The sequence below is a fragment of the Flagellimonas hadalis genome (genome assembly GCF_007785775.2).
GTDB lineage: Bacteria > Bacteroidota > Bacteroidia > Flavobacteriales > Flavobacteriaceae > Flagellimonas > Flagellimonas hadalis.
Window position 1 is genome coordinate 1 of sequence record NZ_VNIK02000017.1, and the last position, 18,059, is coordinate 18,059.

Sequence of the window (18,059 nt, forward strand, 5' to 3'; positions counted from 1 at the left end):
GGCGCGGGTGGCTCAGTTTACCCGGCTCATCCAGTTTACCCGGGATTCACAAACCTTTGCTGAGCATGAAGGTATAAAACTTGTTGAACTAAGAGAAGTCGAGGAAAATGATGGAGAATTCCAAAAAACAATCGAAATTGGCACTTTGGATATTCAATTTGATGTTGAAATCTTACGTGGTACTGTTACAAGTATCGATTTTGGCAGCATCCTTATCGCTGATGAAAAGGAAATAATGGAAATGTACTATGCCTACCTGTACAATTTGGAAGGAAGAAAAATTCCATTTGTCAATTATCTAAAGGAATTCTCGGAAGAGATTCAACGCAGAGGCAAATTATTGAACACTGATACCATAAATTACCCAATCAGTTCGAAGTTGTTCTGGAAGCTACCGGACAAAGAGGTTCCCGTTGAAAAAATAGCAATTACTGGATTTTTGATAAAGATTGATAATCGATTAAAAAGATCATTTTCATTGACAGATCAGGTTTGGTTAATTATGAAAGAGTTGTTTAATAAAAGGAAACTAACTCTTTCAAAGAGTGGATTGATTTGGAACTTACCTTCGGATTGATTAACTGAACACAAAAAACTGATTTTAAAAATGAAAAAAGAGAACCTTTCCAATCTAATTGTACACATCATCAATTCCAATATCTTCAAACAAAGACTATCCTCCATATCCTCCAATTACCCCAACCTCAAACAAGAGAACCTCATCAGAAACTATATACTGGAAGAACTCAATAAAGGATTTGTCAATACAAATTTTAAAGCCTTTGCAGAGCATCCCAGATTGAATACCACCAGGGTGGATCTTGGTATTGTTGATGCAACTGACCAAAAAAATCCATTCAAAGTTGAATTCAAATACCAGTTTAGCAAAGACAATTTTGACCTATCCGATTATGGATTTGTGATCAGAAGGGATTTTGAGGAACGAAAAAGCGATCTTTTCATCTTAACCATAGCCCATTGGGACATCCAAAAGAAAATTGAATTTGACAAACACTGGGGAATAGATTCCAATCTATCTAGGTTTGTTTCCAAATCAGATGCCTGGAAAACCAACATTCTGGAATGCTTTGATACGTTCGAAAATACCAAACTCAATGTCTTTGACAAAATAGAAGTCGATTCCCCTTTTGACATGGAATACCACTTCTATATGCTCCGACGTTTATAACCACAGTGTCCGCGTGAGGGATTGCAGTGAAAAGCCCAGCACCTATGGGATGGCCTTGCAACGCAAAGCCCGGTCCTCTGGGACACGCTATAAAAAGAGTTGTCCTCGAACAAAAGCTAGCCAAGAACATCTTCCTGAAACCATTCCAATCCCAAAATAGGTTTCCCTGAAAGCTCTTGGATTGAATAGGATGTTTCCCATGGTAGTATGGAACAAACAGAGAACAATTAATTCTTCATTCAGTTGTCCCTTACCTTTCCCACCATTGCTATTTTTGGTCTATATTTGGGTAAACCCTCTTACCAAAGGGCACACTAGATAATCCACCAAGGATGACCGACCGATCCCTAGACCGCATCCAGACCATTTTCCAATGGTTGTCCATTGCCATATTGGTGGCCAGTTTTGTCTTTGCTGCCCTTTGGGTCTATAATACCTCCATGAACCTGGAGCCCATTTTGGCGTTTCTGGGTCTGTTCTATTCTGTCGTGGCCCTCTTGGGCAACTGGGTCACCAAACAATTGGAAAAACGGGTCAAGGAAGAGGAACTCAGCATCACCTATGCCCTTGCCCATGGTTATATGTACAACTATCTGGCACCCGTGGTGCGTGGACTTCGCAAGAAACTGTCCGACCCTTCCGCCATGAGGTTCATCGTCTATATTCCCAAAACCCTGAACGAGTTCAGGTCCCATGCCATCGACGAGGTCATGACGGAACTGTCCAACAAACAGTACATCGTGGACACGGTGGAACTGGTGTTCGAAAATGAAAAAAGAAAAATGGATTATCGCACCGCCAGGAAGTCCAAGGACAGTGCCATTCACTATTTTGACTTTCCAACGACCCTGCTCACCCTTGAGAAGGTCATTGAATATAAAATGAAGACCGATAAGGACAGTCGTCCTGACAAAGAGATTGCAAAGCTGTCGGAAGTGTACATCTCCAACTTTGGGAAGCAGTTGACATCCATTCTGGAAAAGGAGGAGTTCGATGCCATCAGAGGGAACATTAAGATCGTATCATCGGGACGCTTTGATTTTTTGGAAACAAATAATAACCTGTAGCCTAACAGTGCTCTTTTAACAAAGATGGCCATAAGTAAGCTCAGGAGAACACCTTCAAAATGACACCACTTTTGCATTCAACTTCTCCTTTTGACAAACATCATTTGGAATTTATTTACCCCAAAACGTGTCTTCTACTTCTTGGTTTTCAGAAAACAACCAAACTCCGATAATTTTCCCATTACTGACCTCAAATAAATCAATCCCAGTCATATCAATTTTTCTATCATCGATAGTACCGCTAAAGCGAACGGGCATGGCAACAAAATTACCATTGACCATTATATTGCCGTTTGGCTTTATTGCAAAAGTTCCTTTCGCGGCTTCCATCATACCGCCAAGCATCTTGCCGATTTCATCTGTCCCGCTTTTAATTCCCGCAAATTGATGAGCACCTGGTTGGTGCCATTTGGCTTCAGGGCTGAAAAATGAGAATGCAGTTGGAATATCTCCCTTTCCTAAGGCTTCTGCATATGCTAATACTACTTCTTTTGGTGCCATAACTTTTAAATTTATATTATTTGATATTGATTTTTGTGAATTTTGACTTTGTGCCTCTGTTATGCCTATGATCGAGCATATCAGTGTTACTACTATTAATCTTACTTTAGTTTTCATGCTTTTTGAGTATTTGATTGGATAGAGTTGAATCAGAACATCGGATTGTTATTTGCACGCTCATCAGGCATTGGCATCATAGCATCCCAATGCTCAACTAGTTTATTGTTTTCAATGCGATAGATATCAATGAACCTCCATTCCCTTCCTGCCATTTCATAACGTGAATGAAGGAAAACAATATCCTTTTCTGCAACTGTATGCTTAAAGCTGATTTTCTGTTTCAGTACTCCTTGTGAGGCAAGCATCTGTACAAGAGCTTTTACTCCCTCTGGACCGTCAGCTATCGTAGGATTATGTTGTAAGAAATCCTTACTTATGTATTCATCTATCGCAGTGATATCCAGATCGCCAAAAATTCTTTGGTATGCTGTGGTAGCTATTTGCTTATTTTTTTCTTCCTGTGTCATAACACCCCTTTTTGCAATTGTTTATTGTCCGAAGTTAGGATTTTACATACCTTTGTACAAGTACCTACCTATTTGTTAGGTACTTACCAATAGGTTATAAATATTGATTATCAGATGAAAAAAAGTCAAAAAATAATTAACCAATCAGACGAAAATTGTCCGGTAAGAAAATCTTTAGCATTATTAAGCGGTAAATGGACATTGCTGATATTGTTTCAGATAAATGAACGAGTAATAAGGTATGGAGAATTGAAAAGGTGTATTCCCGGGATAAGTGAAAAAGTATTCATTCAGGCTTTAAACTCTTTAATAGAAAATAAACTTGTGTCCAAGAAGTCATATCCTGAAATTCCTCCAAGAGTTGAATATCGGTTGACAAAAATGGGAGTAAAGACCTTGCCAATTATTGATAAATTAGCTCAATTTGGATTGGAAAACTTGAAATAAAGCCTACCGCTGACAAGTTGGTAATCGTTGCACAACCCCTTGAACAGCAAAAAAATCTATTTTAAACGCATGTTACTACTTGTATTTGGGATGTCTCAGTAACTTATCCTTTTAATTTGTTCCGATTTTTACACTTCACAGGTTTTCTGGAAAATTCTTACCTTTAGTTCCTATACTCCCCAAAAAATTCATTAAAATAAAGACAGCTATACTTGACAGGCAGGGTTTGAAGCTGGCGCGGTATTTGCACTAAAAAAACCGAATACACAATATCGGCATAAATCATTGCTGTTGACTTTCCTCTCGGGAAATCCGATACAATTTCATATCTTTATCCTTATGCAGATTGAAAGACTAAATAACGAGATATTGATCAGGCTCTCGGCCGATACGGATACCATTGGCCTTCAGCGATTGCTGGACTTCCTTAAATTCAAGGAGATCACCTCTACAAGCAAGGCTTCCGAAGAGCAGATCGGGAAGCTGGCCAAAAGTTCCAAAAGCGATTGGTGGAAAAAGAACAAGTCCCGTTTCGTTAAATGATCGTAGTCGTAGACACAAACATTGTGTTCAGTGCGATATTGAGCTCCGAGGGAAAAATCAACGATCTACTCCTAAACCCTGGTTTGGCGTTCCACTTCTACACCCCCACCTTTTTGATAGAAGAGCTAGAGAAACACCATGAAAAACTGAAAAAGATCTCGGGACTTAAAGATGATGATATCAAATTTCTCAAAAGAACGGTATTCAATCACATTGACTTTATAGATCCGGAGATAATCAGACCTGAAAGTTGGGAAAAAGGTTTTGATCTGGTCAAGGACATCGATGAAAATGATACTCCCTTTGTAGCCCTTTGTTTGGATATCAACGGCAGCCTATGGACCGGGGACAAAAAGCTGAGCAACGGTCTCAAACAAAAGGGAATCGACTGGATATGGACAACAGACGAACTGTTGGCAGAAAGAGAGAAATAACATACACTTGCCAATATCATAATTCCCTGTGGGTATAACAGTGTCCCATTTGCATCGATCTTATCGTTTTGTTCCTTGTCCACAAAGAATTTTTTGATCTGAAAATTGACAAAACCGGTTAAAACGATCAAAACTTGTAAAAAATGCAAGTTTTGATCATATGCTTATCCTAATCCCAAGGAGCGGTACTGCTTTCAACACGTTTCAGAATCCGCGTGAGGGATTGCAGTGAAAAGCCCGGACCTTGCAAAGGACGGCCTTGCAACGGAAAGCCCGGTCCCGAAAGGGACACGCCCCAAAAACTCCATTTTTTATCCACCCCCCCTTAGCGGATACCGTGTTGGTCGCAACCAATAGTTCCCTTTTACCAAAATGACCCTATTCCGGTACCCCTTTCGCCTTTAACCGTTGTATAAAGAACATGGGGGTTATCCCCACACGGGCCCTAAAGGCATTGACAAAGGTCCGTTCACTGTTAAAGCCCGCCACCTCCGCAAGGGAGCCATTGCTGTAATAGGCAAGTTTGCGGTCCTCTTTCATCTGTTCGATGATATGGTCCACCCTCAGGTCATTGATATATTCCATCACCCGTTTGCCCTTGTAATGGGCCATGATCTGGGAGAGGTATTTACCGTTCACCTCGGCAATGACCGCCAATTTACTGGCGGACATCTTCCTATCCAAAAATTCCTGTTTCCCTTCAAAACGTTCCAAACGGGCCAACACCCCGTCGATCTTCTCCTGTGATATGTCCAAGCTGTGCGAAGGGACAAGGTGTGGTTTATTGGGTTTTTCGAGAGGTGGGTTCTGCCCCTTAAGGATCTCTTCGAACCTTTTCTGGTAGATGCTCCTATCACGTTCTTTTTTATAGGCCACCCCAAGCAATAGGACAACTAAAAAAATAGCCGCTGCAATGACCATGCTTTTCTGTCGCTCCCTGACCCTTAAAAGCCGCTCGATTCGTTGTTTCTCCCTTTGGACACCTTTCAGGTCATATCCATCCTTTATCCTATCATCCAAATAGTGGTTCTGGGCCCCCATAAAATTAATGGCCCCGATGTGTTTGTTCAGGTAAAGCAACCGAAGCTCTTGGTTGCCCAGATCGGCATAATATTCGGTAAGGTGGGTATAGGCACCCAGTAATTCCGTCTTCATATAGCCCTTTTCGGAAAAACTGGCATCCACCTGTTTAAAATACTCCACAGCCTTTTCTCGCTGGCCCAAGCCCCAATAACTTTTTCCGAGGTAGAATTCACCCAACACCTCATTTGCAAAATCGTTACCTTTTGCTCGGATGAACTGCTGGCTGCTGTCCAAAAGATCAATGGCCAAGGGATAGTTCCCTTCCATGGCATGGTTGATTCCCTCGGACTGCACAAAATATAAGGCCAAGGCCGTATTGCCGAGCCTTTTGCCCTCCGACATGCCCTTTGCATTGATGGCATGGCCAAGCCCATAATTTTTCATCCGCTGATGGCACCGCCCGAGCAGCAACAGGGTATTCAAATACCCTGGAATGCTTTTCCCCTTAAAATAGTCCCGACATGCATTGAGCAGCACAATGGCCTCATCAAAGTGTTCCGTATAGTATTTGACCAGGGCGATATTGTATTTGAGCTTAAACTGTAAATAAGCATCATCGCTCCCCGCCAAGAACTGATCGGCCAAAAGATAGTTGTCCAAGGCCGCCTTATATTGTTTGGCACTATAGAACACAATGCCCTTGGTCAAATAGGCTGACCCGATCAGACCGCTGTCCCTTGCGCTTTTGGCGGTACCGACCATACTGTCCGCATACGTCAGCTTGGCACCTCCCTCGGAGCGATGGAGATAGTTTTTATATCCTTGGACCATTTCCCCCCAATTCCTCTCGCTTCGCGCCTTGTCTAGATAAGCTTTCAGGTAAACACCCTGCTTCGTGCTATCCGCCCCAGCCCCTTTGATCTTATCAAAAAGGGCATCATACCCCAACCCCTGGAGTGAATCAAGGGATGGGGCACTGGATCGTTGGGCACATACCATGCACATTCCAAAAAGGGACAGTAAAAAAAATAGTCTTCCGATCATCGGCCTTTGTTTTGATGCTTGGAGGGGGGAAACAGTAGATCTACCCCTTATGGCCCCGCTTGGTGAAGCATGATCGGCCCAGCTCTGGGAAGACGCTCCACTAAGATACTATAAACTGTGGGTTTTATCTTACAATATGTCAAAAAAGCAGGTAGGACGGTTTCTGGAATCCATCCAGTCATTTTTCCGAAAATGCCGAGGTAGCCTTTGCAGGAGTACCGATGTTCACCATAGTTTTACCGCGAATTCAATGATCATAACCACTGGACATTTCCGGCGGAGACAGGTTCTGATCACCCGGGTGAGTACGAGCCGATGCAACTATCGGTTAATCTTAAAACTCATCAAAAATGAAACTATCAGAATATATCCTTATCACAGTCTTGCTCCTATGCATGGCATGCAGCCCTGATCAAGAAACGTACGAAGCCATGGGGTCCCTTTCGGACCGTATGCTGCCAACCCCTGAAAACAGTGACAATCCTTACGATGACGTTGGGCGGATATACCGGGCGTCCCTGCCAGGAACCCATACCGGATATCCATTGGGTACAGGTTCCAAACGAAGGGGCAATGCCACGGACCCGAGGTCATCGTTACATACGTTAAGTATAGGCTGGAGCCTAAGTACCCCGGCACAGGCCAGGTTTCGGGAATTGGTCGATACGATACTAAGTGCCTCGCATGATGGCTATGCCCCGTTCCATGCAAAAATGGTCACCTATGAAGCCCACACCATGGACGATCCCATTTTGACTGACTTGGACAAACAGTACCTCCTCACCTTTGCCTCACTGGTCCGACATGCCAGTTATCCGGAAACAAACGTGCAAGGCACCACTGGAATTGAGGATGAGGACTGGGATATTTCCATACCCAATGCGATGGAAGTGGCACCCTCGGCCTTGGATCCTGTTGCAGGGCAAGATACTGATCCCATCTTCCCTTCGCCCGACAAAGGACCATCCAACCCGGGACCATGATCAATACGATCCTGGAAAGGGAACGGAAATGGGGGATTGTTTGGGCCATTGTCCTTATCGTTTTCAATCTGTCGGCCATCTATTTTATCATCGACCTGTTCGGCTATGATGAACTCGTGGACCATTTCAATCCGGAGGGGGTCACCAAAAGTGTACATCCCGAGAAACTGGCCTGGCTCCTGTTCATCAATGTGCTTTGCAACCTGTTCTTTATGGTCACTGCGCTAATGACCAGACTCATGAACAGGGAAGAGCTTTGACCCCGATCTTGGGACCGCAAAAGACCCATGACAGGGGCCCATATCCGGGAATGGTGGTCCATTTCCCCAAAAACATGCAACAGGTAGCGAGGACAAATTCATTGTTTGGCCCTTTCCATTCCATCCTGTTGCTTGTCAAAAAGGGGAGGGTGCAATTTCAGGTCAATGGGAATAGCATTGTTCTCTATAAGGGGAGGCTCGTCGTAGTACCCAGGGGCAACCTTTGGTCAATGGATGGGCCTACTTCCCCGATCCAGATAGGGGTCCTTGGTCTCAGCAGGAAATTCGTCCTTGAAAACACCGTAGGGTCATTGCCCCCTTCTTTTATGTGGTATTTCGGAAAGGGCATCCGGACCATTGCCCTTGGACAGGACGATGTCTCCTTCATGTTTTTGCTCTTTAGCTTGTTGGGACCCAAAAGCCATGAAGCTGAACCTTCCATTGCCAATGGCCATGTACTGCGGCATGGGATTAATATGCTACTGTGGGAGCTGCAACGCCTTTTTCAAGATCAAGGAGGGTCTCCGACCAGTGTGTCCACGGCAGGGCATCTATTGGTGTTACATTTTATGGACTTGTTGGCCACCCATTATAGAATGGAGCACAAGATAGGGTTCTACGCAAAGCATCTCCATGTGACAGCGGACCATCTTTCCCGGATGGTGAAAAAGCGTACCGGCAAAACCGCCAAGGAACATATTACGGAAACCCTTATGGAAGAGGCCAAGGTGTTGTTGCGGGACAACACCCCCATCAAGGAAATCGGACGGGTCCTCGGGTTCAGGGCCATCTATGATTTCAGCAAATTCTTTAAAAGGAATTCTTCTTTGTCCCCGAGATCCTATCGCGAAAAAATAAAGACCTTATATCCAGAATAGCCCCTAGTAGTACTTATCAAGGGCAAAATCTGGTACTCCTCTTCTATTCCCTACATTTTCATGGATGACAAGTTTATTTTCTTTTGGGATCTTTTAAAATGTCATTTTATCCATTGTACATGCTCTTTACCATTCTGTACCCATACCATTGTACGGCCTCATTTTGTAACTTATTTAGTAAACATTTGTTATAATAATACTTCCATGAAAGTTTTTTTACCATTGGGTATCGTACCCAAGGGTATAAAAATTGTATCCATGGCCTTTGCAACGGTTCATAAAGATCGGCCCGTCCCTACATCCAAGGACTCCGGATGGGAGATTACCGATTTTTCCGGTTCTTTTTCCTTATCCGCGATATCCATGTCGAACTTTTTATCCAGTTCCCCGTTGATCTGTTCCATTCTTGTTTCCATCTTCTTGAGTTCGTCCAATTTATCAAAATCAAGGTCCAAGATCTTTTGGTTGGCGGTAACGTGGTGTCCATGGTCAAGGGCCAGTTCCTTTTGGTCCTTGATCGACCGGGGAATCTTGGAAAGGGCATTGTACATGTAATCGGCCACGCTCTTGGGGTTTGTAACGATCCGTCTGGCCCCATGTCCATAGGTCGCATTGTCCGTTCGGACAAATAGGGAATGGGTCTCCGCATCCTCTATCCGGATGCACAGGCTTGCCCCATCCATTTTTAGGACCTGGTGCTCCGAGGCCATGCCATTTTGCTTCTGAAAAAAATCGATAATGGCCTGTCCAATATCCGTATCCTGGGCATTTGATGGAAGCCCCATCGCATTTCTGATAATACCGTAATAGGTTTCCTTGCTTTCCATCAATTGCCATAACGGTAGGTCCCTTTCGAGCTTTTCAATGTTCTTGGACACCTTTTCCTTCTCCCGGGAATGGAACCGGATGTTGTTCTCCGCTTCAAGCCTGTTCCTTTTGAAGATGGACCGTTCCAGTTCTAGCTCTTCCAGCCTTTTGCCCAGTTGTTCCTTTTCCAAGAAGAGCGGGTCGTTCTTGGCCACGGCCAACAGGGTCTTGTAATCGATGGAACCATTGTCGTCCACTGGGCCCATGTCCAGTCTGTTGAACTGGATGGTACCATTGGTGATCTGTTCGATAAAGTTCTTCTTGGTATTGACATTATTGAGCATCAGGGCATCGGTGGAGTTTTCTACGATATAAAAGGAGATGATGACCTTATTGTCCCAATATTTTTTGGCCATTTCATTCCCTTTCCTCGCCCCCCTTCCATTACGCTGGTCCACGTCCGTGGGCCGGTGGGGAATATCGACATGGTGGATCCTGACCATCCTTCGCTGGATATTGGTCCCGGTCCCCAATTTTTCCGTTGAGCCAATGATGATACGGTACTTGCCGGAGTTCAGGTCATCAAAGCATTGGAGCCTTTTGCCATCGGTCTTGAAATCGTGGATGAACACCACTTCACCGGACGGGACATCGTATTCCTCGGTCAAGATCCGCTTGATCTCCGAATAGACGTTAAAGGTGTCCTTTGGGGTGCCCAGATCGGAAAAAATCGCTTGGGTACCTTTAAAATCGTTGCTCTCGGTGTAGGTCCGATAGACCTCACGGGCGATGATGCGCAGTTTGGCCTCCCCGGGGTCCTCCAGATCGGGATTGAGCAATCTGGGGTCGATGGAGGCATGGCGCATATGGTGCAACGCAATCAGGGAAAGTGCCCCCTTTTGATCCTCGGTATAGGTCTTGTTGCCATACAGATAATCACTGTTCCCTGTCCCAAGGAAGGTCTTTATTTGCTCAAAATAGGCCAACTGGCCCTCGGTGGGCCTGATGGTATGTACATCCATCACCGCTTTGGGCCGATCGATATGGTGGGTCCGTGAGTTGACGATGATGGATATTTCATTGTACAGGGTGGACAGCAACTTCATTTTTTTGAAGGAGCGGAACCGTTCACGGACCTTATAGTCGCCTGAGACCGTGGGCTCGAACTCATAGGATTTATTGGCGAACACCTGGGCCCATTGATCAAAGGAGGCTATGTTCATTTCCTTGAGCCTTTCTGGAATGAGGTATTTGAAAAGGACGTACACCTCGGTTATGGAATTGGAGATGGGCGTACCCGATAGAAAGGTCGCCTGAAAGTCCTTGTCCCTGGATCTTTGGAGGGTCCTGATCGCCGTGTACAGGTTCTTGCTCCTTTCAGATCCGGTACTGGTGTTCAGGCCAGCCACCCTGGAATGCCTGGTGGTGTACATCAGGTTCTTGAACTTATGGGACTCGTCGACCATGATATGTTCAAATCCCAATTGGTCGAAGGTCAATATCCTGTCCTTTCCTTTTTCGATCTGGTGGTAAACGTTCTGGAGCTGGGCCTCCAGGTTTTCCTTTCTGATCTCCAGCCCCTTCAGCACCCTTTTATTGATATCGTACTTGTTCTCATAGATCACGCCCAGGTCCTTTTCCAGATTGTCCAGTTCCTCCTGGATGATTTCCTTGATGATCTCAGGGGACTGCGGTATGAACTTGAAGGTGTCATGGCTCATCAATACCACATCGGGCCGTTGGGAGACAATCTTGGCAAAAAAGGCGTTCCGCTTTTGAATTCCACCGACCTCCCTGTCATTGGCCACCAACAGTTTCATTTGGGGAAAGGCATTGCGGAACTCCTTTTCCAACTGTACCACGGTCGATCTCAGGCCGATGATCACCGTCCTTTTGGACAGGCCAAGTTCGCGGAGTTTTTCGGTGGAAAGTGCCATGTCAAGGGTCTTTCCGAAACCCACCTCCTTATTGACCAAGAGCCCTTGGTTGATGATGATCCCGGCCACGGTGTCCTTTTGGCTACTGTAGGGTTCAAAATGCCTCAATCCCTGGAACTCCAGATAGCTTCCATCGTACTTGGGCATGATCTTGGCATCATAGATGGAGTAAAATTGGAACTCCAACGACTTTTTGAGTTCACTGTTCCCGATCACATATTCGTTGAATTCCCTGTACATGATCTCGAACTTTATGTTCACCTCCTGCATCTTGGTCTTATCGGTCCGTTTAAAATCCCCGGACCCTTTTGATATATAGGGTATGGTGGAGTTCAGGGCACCTTCCAGGATATCCTTGAAACCATAGTATCGGTGTTCGGAACTGACGTAAAACTTTTTGACGCTCGCATAGTCGTATTTTTCGATCTTGACCATGTATTTTGACGTTGTCTCATTGTAGCTTATGTGTGCCAAGTTGCCATAGGTATCAAAAATAAAGGATTGGGTCACCTCAATGGGAAACCAGGGCTCATGGATCTTGACATCGAGATCCTCGAACGGAGTGATCGGTGGGTTGACCTTTTCGAGTTCCAATAGGGACCGGGAGAGGATATCCCTGTCCACAAAGGAACGGAACTCCCCAAAGTCGTTGTTCCGGTACCATTGTATCTTTTTATGGATCACACCGGACAAAAACAGGTATTTTGGAACAAGCCTGCACCCATCTTCGGTCGGATCGATGAACAAAAGGCCCTTGGAAAGGGATTCCCTAATCACGGTTTCATTCGGCTTGTCCGTAAGCTCGGCTATGGCATCGATATCGATCCGATTGTACCGGTTCAGGGAAAAATAAATGGCATCCTGTAGGGACAACCGTTCGGGGCTTTCTTCCACTTGTGGGGCCCAAGGGGTCAATAGAAATTGGCCCTTGGCAAAAGTCCCTTGTTCAGGGCTTTCCAATGCCAGCACCAATGGTCCCTGGACATCCAGGGTCACTAAATGGTAATTGGCCTTGTCGTTCAGGTTCCCGTATTGGAAGAGGAACACGTCGTATTGATAGTTCAGGTCCTCCCAGATTTTCTGTCCATCTACAACCTTGGGTTCCAAGAGTTTCAAATAGGTGTCCCGTAGGGAGATGATCTTGGTCAGTTTATCGAATTCGGCCGGTTTGGTCTTCAGGTAGTAATACTGTCCTGAATCGGTGATCTTTGCAATTTTTTGTTCAGCCACGATCAAGTTCCCCGGTCTTAATGGGCCCTTATATGACTGTTGTGGGTTTGCCGGTATTGCGGTCTTATCCGCTTTTTTCTCCGTTACGGTCCTGGATTTTATGCTCGATGGTCTAAAAGTTATCAAGGCCTCCCTTATGACAGGTTCTACGGTGGCAATATTATTGGGATTCTTTACGGTGTAATCGGAATGGTCATAAAGTCCTCCCGGTTCCACCGTCCCCAGGATATTTTCGGGATGGGCATCAAAAAAGGCATTCATCTGGATTTCATTACCTTTAAGATCGACCTTTGCCGTTCCCATGAAAAGTCGGTTCCTCTCCTTCTGTTCCAAGGATGGATTCTTGGCTCCGCTTTTTTGGAAGACCAGGATATCGGCGATCACCGAGGTGTTTTCCTGCTCAAAGGCATTGTCCGGTAACCTGACCCCGCCCAAAAAATCATTGTCCTTAATGATATTTTCGCGGATCTGCCCATATTTTGCCTTATCCAGGAAATTCTTGGTACATATCAATACCACCATTCCCCCCGGTTTGGCCAATGCCAGACTTTTATGGACAAAGTAGCTATGGACATTGCTGGTAAGCCCGTCCCTTAACGGATGGTCCGCCAGATCGGGGTCGAAGACCTTGTTGGCACCAAAGGGGATGTTGCTGATGACCAAATCATAACTTTTAGCAGCATCGCTCTGGCCGATACCCTCAAATGGGATGCCGAACACCCGGACATTGTCCCTGTGCTTGAAATTATGTTCCAAGATCCGTGCGGTCAGGATTTCTTTTTCAAAGGCCGTGATCCTGGCCTTGGGATATCTGTGCAACAGTTCACTGATGATCAACCCGTTCCCCGCACTGGGCTCCAAAATGGTCCCTGGGGAAAAGTCGGGTATCCCGCCCAAAAAATCCATCATGGCCCGGATTACGGGCACTGGGGTATAGTAGGAGTTCAGGGAACCCTTTTTCAGGCTGTCCACAAGGGTATCCGTATACGTATCGCCCACATATTGGTTCAATGCACCTAAAAACCGTTCCCGGTATTTTTCATTTTTGAGGATGTCGAAAATGTTGCCGAACCCTGGATTGTTGATAAAGGTATGCCCGAGGGTGTCCGAATTTCGCAATGCGTCGATGGTCCGGACCATAAAGTCCAGATATTTCTTTTTTGAGTATTTCATAGATCGTGAGTTAAGGAATTTGTGGGACCCGCCATTAAGGATGGCCCTGCAGGGGTTGCCCCCGCTTTAAGTTTATAATGTCATAGTGTTATGTTCTTTTAAATGTTAATGCCGACGCATCAAGGTCAATGGAGATTGTTACCACGTTAAGATTCTTTGGCCCTGTCCAATTGGATCCTGGCCGAAACAACTGGTCTGCTGTCCGGGCCGTTAATGCCAAGGATGGATCTCTTGACCTATAGTTTTAGCATGTTCTGTTCTTTGGGTTTCTTGACCTGCTCCTTTTCGAGACCATATAGCATTGGATCGAATCCATAGGGGTAATCATTCCCATCAAATGTGCGTGGTTTTCCCATATCCTGGAACACAAAGTCCCGTAACGGAAACGATGGTTCCCCCATTTTGGTGGTATGATGGGGCACCCCCTCCACAAGTACATAATGGGTCCCCGATCTATCCCTTACGATTTCCCTTTGCCAATGGTCATACTGGCCCGTTCTGATGATTGTTCTTGTTTTATGGTTCATATATTTAGCGTGTTTTCGATTTTCCTTATGTCCAGTTTCTGTTCTTTGATCGCATCCAATGCCATCTGTAGATTTTCCGAATCCACAAAATGGGTCCGAAGGTGTCCCATGACCGGTCCATCGGCAGGCCTGAAATGTAGTTCTTGATTGTTTCGGCCGGTTTCGGCAAAGTACCATTGGCCATTTTTATAATGCCTTTTTAAATGTGCGGTCCGTCCACTGCTTTCCAATCGGATCGCACCCTTTTCGATCACGAAGTCCTTTTCCTTTACGATCTTTTTGGCCAGATAGTACTTGACCTTGGCACTATGGGCAGGGAATTCCATGGCTTCCCTGAAAGTTGTCCAGTCCATCCCCCGGGTCTTTTTACCGTTCGCTTTACCAATGTACAACTGCCCCTCCCTGATGCCGAGGACAAGTCCGAACCTGAGCTTGGCAATCCGATCGACCCGTTCGTTCCGGAGCATTTCTTGGATCTCTTCACGGGTAAGGTGCAGGATGACCGAAGAGGTCTTGAGAAAGGGTTGGAAGACAAGATAATCTGCATTGGCCTCTGTCAACCTTAGGATCTCATGGCCTTTTATCGATGCTGGGAACAGGATCGGTCTGTGCAGATGCTCCATGGGATGCTCCAATACCCCTGCATCCAATGGCAATACCCCCTTCCCAAAGTATTTATTGGACCCAAAGGACTTTTCGATAATGAGGTCATACATTTTACCGAGGGATTCGAAATCGGATGGAACGGTCCTTTGGATGTCCCTTGCAAAAAAGGAATGTCCGAACTCAAGTCCGTCAGTTGCCTTTGGATGGAGGCTGGACAATCTTCCCAAGAGTTCCGGCCAATCCAACGGCTTCCATATGGGGATATTATCATGGTCCCTCAGGGCCATAACCAGGGCCTTCCGATGCCTGTCGTACCCGATCCGGACCGATGCCAAAAGGTCGTCATTTTCCCTGACCTTGATGGTTCCCATGGCAACCACTCCTTGGTCGAGTTTCACCAACCCTTCTTTTTTCCGATGATAGGAAATCAGGTCGTTCAACGAAGCATCCGCATGCCCCGTTTTGGCCATATCCAGGTTCCTGTGGTATTTGAGCCTTTGGCTGTCCCGGATGTCCTCGGGTCGGACCCTTTCATATTCCAAGGTGGAAAAGTCCCCAAAATCCCTGTTCGACAACTTTTCCTTAAGGTTCCATAATCTGGCCATGAGCTTTCTTGCCCTTTGCCACGGGTCTGGTCGTCTGCTTTTCTGTAATGGCTCCATAATTATCGTTCAATGAGTTCAAGTATGATCTTACGCTTCAGGTCCAATGAGGGTATAGGATCTATCTTTTCGCCGTTCTTGCTGACCTCATAATGCAGATGGCATCCAGTGGAATCCCCTGAACTACCCACCGTCCCGATCAATTCGTGCTGTTGGACAAATTGCTCTTTGCCCACCAAGATCTTTGTCAGGTGCCCGTAAAGGGTCCTGAAACCGAAACGGTGCCGGATGATAATGTGGGTCCCATATCCCGTTTTGGAACGGACAATGGAAACCACCGTACCTGATGCAGTGGCATATACCTGTTTGTCCTTGGGTGCCGCAAAATCCAGGCCCATGTGCTTTTTCCTTTTTCCAGAAATGGGATGGACCCGGTACCCAAAGGCACTGCTCAACCTATAGTCCCCTTTTTCCAAGGGCGTACACGAGGGAATTTCGTCCAACAGTCCCGGGCTATATCTAAAATAGGTTTCCAGAGAGGACATATAGGTGTAGTCCGGGATCTGGAAAAGATACTTTACGATCCTTTCCTCAATTTCAAAAAGCAACCGCTCCCTTTCCCTTTCCGACACCATGCTGTCCATTGGGGCATTCCCCGAATTTTCCTTAAGGGACAAATCATAGCGGTCCATGGCCACCATCTGTTCCCCGATATCCTCCTCCATCATGGAAAAGGCCTTGCCCAATAGAAGTACCGTTAGTGCAACTATAAGGAATATGAGGTACCGAACCTCCTTCTTGCCGAGGGACATCAGATGTCCCAATATCCGTTTTAGACCTTTTTTATTGAAAACCATTGCCATTTGAAAAAGTTTTATATATTTGTGGTGTCAGTTACAAACTTATTAATTATTTACAAATAAACAATTTTTAATCATATGTTGGACCGTTGGTTGGACAAAGACCATTTGATAGACCTCCCCGCCCTGTTCGGGCATTTCGGGTATGAACCTGTAAAAAGGGAACCCACCCATGTCCTGTTCAAAAGGAAAGGCCGTTACAGCGTGGTCATCCATACCGAAAAAGGATTCCTATATTACCACGTGGAGAGCCCCCAGAACAAACTGTCCGCTTCGGACCTTGTCTTGGAAGAGGTCTCCAGGACAGAGGGAAAAAAGAGCGAAACGCTTTGGGACAAGGTCGATCAAAGGTACCATCAGGTGACAGCGGCCAAGGAATTGATGTTGGATACGTCCAAGGGTGTGGGCCTGGAAAGGGTCCCAACGGACTTTAACCACTTCCATTCCTACGCTATGCCGTTCAAGGGAAGGTCGGAGGGGCTTTATTCCGATGTTACCGGAACGGATGCCTTTAAGGACCGTATCTTTGAGACCCCTTCCAGGGAGCCATTGTTCCCCCTCTACAATGTCCAGAACGAGACCTCGGGCTATTTCCTGGACGGTGACAAGAGTGTCCTGCCCTTTGGGGAATCCGATGCCAAACATTCCCTTTGGTATTCCAATGTCCCCAAATCCATCGAATGGTTGGTCGTGTTCAAGGATCCGAGGGAGGCCATTGCCTTTCACAGGAAGTTCCAACTCGACAATGCCGTCTATATGGCCCTCGGGGAGATCAATTATGAGACCACCAAGATCTTGTTCGAGATCCGCAAATTGACCAAGGTGAAGAAGATCATCCTCTCGTTCACGGGAAGCAAAAAGATAGAAGGGTATCTACAGGACCTCAGTTTCATTTCCTTCATCGACGACACCAATTTCATGTTGAAACTTGGTGAAGGGGACCTAAGGGTCAAGTTCCAGGTAGGGGACGAAAAATCCTTTCTGCGCTTTTATAATTCCATAAAGGATTTCAACCAAGGATTGGCAAAAAGTTTTTTAAAGTACAACAAGGCCCTGGATCAATTCCGCATCAACCGCCACAGTATTGTGGTCGGGAAGGAAGGGGACGGCATTTCGGTAAGGCTGCCCCTTGAGGTGGGTGCCATCAAATATTTTGTCTGGTCCTATCACAGGAACTATCTGGGCAAAACATTGGACATCCTCAAACCCAAAATGGCCAATTGGCATTTGGAATGGGAATCTGACCAAAGTATCACATTAAAGGGGAAGGAGGTGCAGATGGAGGATTACCGGATAGCGTTATAAAATGGAAAAAGAGCGCTCCCGCCCTCTTTCCGAAATATTCCTTAACTCATCGATAAATGAATATCAACAAGTACCGCAAAGGTACGAAAATCAATATTCCTTAACAATTAAATACT

Annotated in this window: 17 protein-coding genes; 10 read left to right on the top strand and 7 right to left on the bottom strand. The window is 45.7% G+C overall.

What is annotated here, in order from left to right; genetic code table 11:
* The 3 genes from FOT42_RS18160 to FOT42_RS16790 all read left to right on the top strand — a co-directional run.
* A partial coding sequence (locus FOT42_RS18160; protein WP_192938430.1) for a hypothetical protein occupies positions 1–577 on the top strand: 577 nt, incomplete at its 5' end.
* 30 nt (positions 578–607) lie between these two features.
* Complete coding sequence (locus tag FOT42_RS16785) at positions 608–1,189, top strand: hypothetical protein (RefSeq protein ID WP_151891678.1); 582 nt, start codon at positions 608–610, stop codon at positions 1,187–1,189.
* 332 nt (positions 1,190–1,521) lie between these two features.
* Positions 1,522–2,256: an STING domain-containing protein gene (locus FOT42_RS16790; RefSeq protein ID WP_151891679.1), complete on the top strand. Its 735-nt coding sequence runs from the start codon at positions 1,522–1,524 to the stop codon at positions 2,254–2,256.
* Positions 2,257–2,367: 111 nt separating this feature from the next.
* Here the strand turns inward: FOT42_RS16790 and FOT42_RS16795 are convergent, their stop codons facing one another.
* On the bottom strand, positions 2,368–2,874 hold the full coding sequence (locus tag FOT42_RS16795) for a nuclear transport factor 2 family protein (protein ID WP_226789933.1): 507 nt from the start codon (positions 2,872–2,874) through the stop codon (positions 2,368–2,370).
* 32 nt (positions 2,875–2,906) lie between these two features.
* Complete coding sequence (locus FOT42_RS16800; RefSeq protein ID WP_151891680.1) at positions 2,907–3,284, bottom strand: nuclear transport factor 2 family protein; 378 nt, start codon at positions 3,282–3,284, stop codon at positions 2,907–2,909.
* Positions 3,285–3,398: 114 nt separating this feature from the next.
* Between FOT42_RS16800 and FOT42_RS16805 the strand changes: the two genes are divergently transcribed.
* The 3 genes from FOT42_RS16805 to FOT42_RS16815 all read left to right on the top strand — a co-directional run bounded on the left by FOT42_RS16805 (position 3,399) and on the right by FOT42_RS16815 (position 4,708).
* Positions 3,399–3,731, top strand: a complete 333-nt coding sequence (locus FOT42_RS16805; RefSeq protein WP_151891681.1) for a winged helix-turn-helix transcriptional regulator — start codon at positions 3,399–3,401, stop codon at positions 3,729–3,731.
* A gap of 339 nt (positions 3,732–4,070) precedes the next feature.
* On the top strand, positions 4,071–4,274 hold the full coding sequence (locus tag FOT42_RS16810) for a hypothetical protein (protein ID WP_151891682.1): 204 nt from the start codon (positions 4,071–4,073) through the stop codon (positions 4,272–4,274).
* A complete protein-coding gene (locus FOT42_RS16815; protein WP_151891683.1) occupies positions 4,271–4,708 on the top strand; it encodes a PIN domain-containing protein in 438 nt (145 codons plus the stop codon). Before FOT42_RS16810 ends, FOT42_RS16815 begins: the two co-directional genes overlap by 4 nt.
* Before the next feature lie 378 nt (positions 4,709–5,086).
* On the opposite strand, the gene FOT42_RS16820 is transcribed toward FOT42_RS16815, so the two are convergent.
* The gene (locus FOT42_RS16820) at positions 5,087–6,775 is read right to left on the bottom strand and encodes an AraC family transcriptional regulator (RefSeq protein ID WP_151891684.1); all 1,689 of its coding nucleotides are present in this window, start codon (positions 6,773–6,775) and stop codon (positions 5,087–5,089) included.
* Between the two features lie 350 nt (positions 6,776–7,125).
* On the opposite strand from FOT42_RS16820, the gene FOT42_RS16825 reads away from it, so the two are divergent.
* From FOT42_RS16825 to FOT42_RS16835, 3 genes are all read left to right on the top strand, one after another.
* Positions 7,126–7,758, top strand: a complete 633-nt coding sequence (locus FOT42_RS16825; RefSeq protein WP_151891685.1) for a hypothetical protein — start codon at positions 7,126–7,128, stop codon at positions 7,756–7,758.
* A complete protein-coding gene (locus FOT42_RS16830; protein WP_151891686.1) occupies positions 7,755–8,018 on the top strand; it encodes a hypothetical protein in 264 nt (87 codons plus the stop codon). The genes FOT42_RS16825 and FOT42_RS16830 overlap by 4 nt, the downstream gene beginning before the upstream one ends.
* A gap of 74 nt (positions 8,019–8,092) precedes the next feature.
* Entirely contained in the window at positions 8,093–8,896 is an 804-nt protein-coding gene (locus FOT42_RS16835; protein WP_192938431.1) for a helix-turn-helix transcriptional regulator, read from the top strand.
* 275 nt (positions 8,897–9,171) lie between these two features.
* Here the strand turns inward: FOT42_RS16835 and FOT42_RS16840 are convergent, their stop codons facing one another.
* From FOT42_RS16840 to FOT42_RS16855, 4 genes are all read right to left on the bottom strand, one after another.
* Positions 9,172–14,043, bottom strand: coding sequence for an N-6 DNA methylase (locus FOT42_RS16840; RefSeq protein ID WP_151891688.1), 4,872 nt, complete (start codon positions 14,041–14,043; stop codon positions 9,172–9,174).
* 236 nt (positions 14,044–14,279) lie between these two features.
* Positions 14,280–14,570 (bottom strand): hypothetical protein, encoded by a 291-nt coding sequence (locus FOT42_RS16845; RefSeq protein WP_151891689.1) that lies wholly within the window; start codon positions 14,568–14,570, stop codon positions 14,280–14,282.
* Positions 14,567–15,838 (bottom strand): hypothetical protein, encoded by a 1,272-nt coding sequence (locus FOT42_RS16850; protein ID WP_151891690.1) that lies wholly within the window; start codon positions 15,836–15,838, stop codon positions 14,567–14,569. The genes FOT42_RS16845 and FOT42_RS16850 overlap by 4 nt, the downstream gene beginning before the upstream one ends.
* Positions 15,839–15,840: 2 nt before the next feature.
* Entirely contained in the window at positions 15,841–16,641 is an 801-nt protein-coding gene (locus tag FOT42_RS16855) for a M23 family metallopeptidase (RefSeq protein WP_151891691.1), read from the bottom strand.
* Positions 16,642–16,716: 75 nt separating this feature from the next.
* Here FOT42_RS16855 and FOT42_RS16860 point away from each other — a divergent pair, with 75 nt between their 5' ends.
* A complete protein-coding gene (locus tag FOT42_RS16860; protein WP_151891692.1) occupies positions 16,717–17,943 on the top strand; it encodes a hypothetical protein in 1,227 nt (408 codons plus the stop codon).
* The last annotated feature ends 116 nt before the right edge of the window (positions 17,944–18,059 follow it).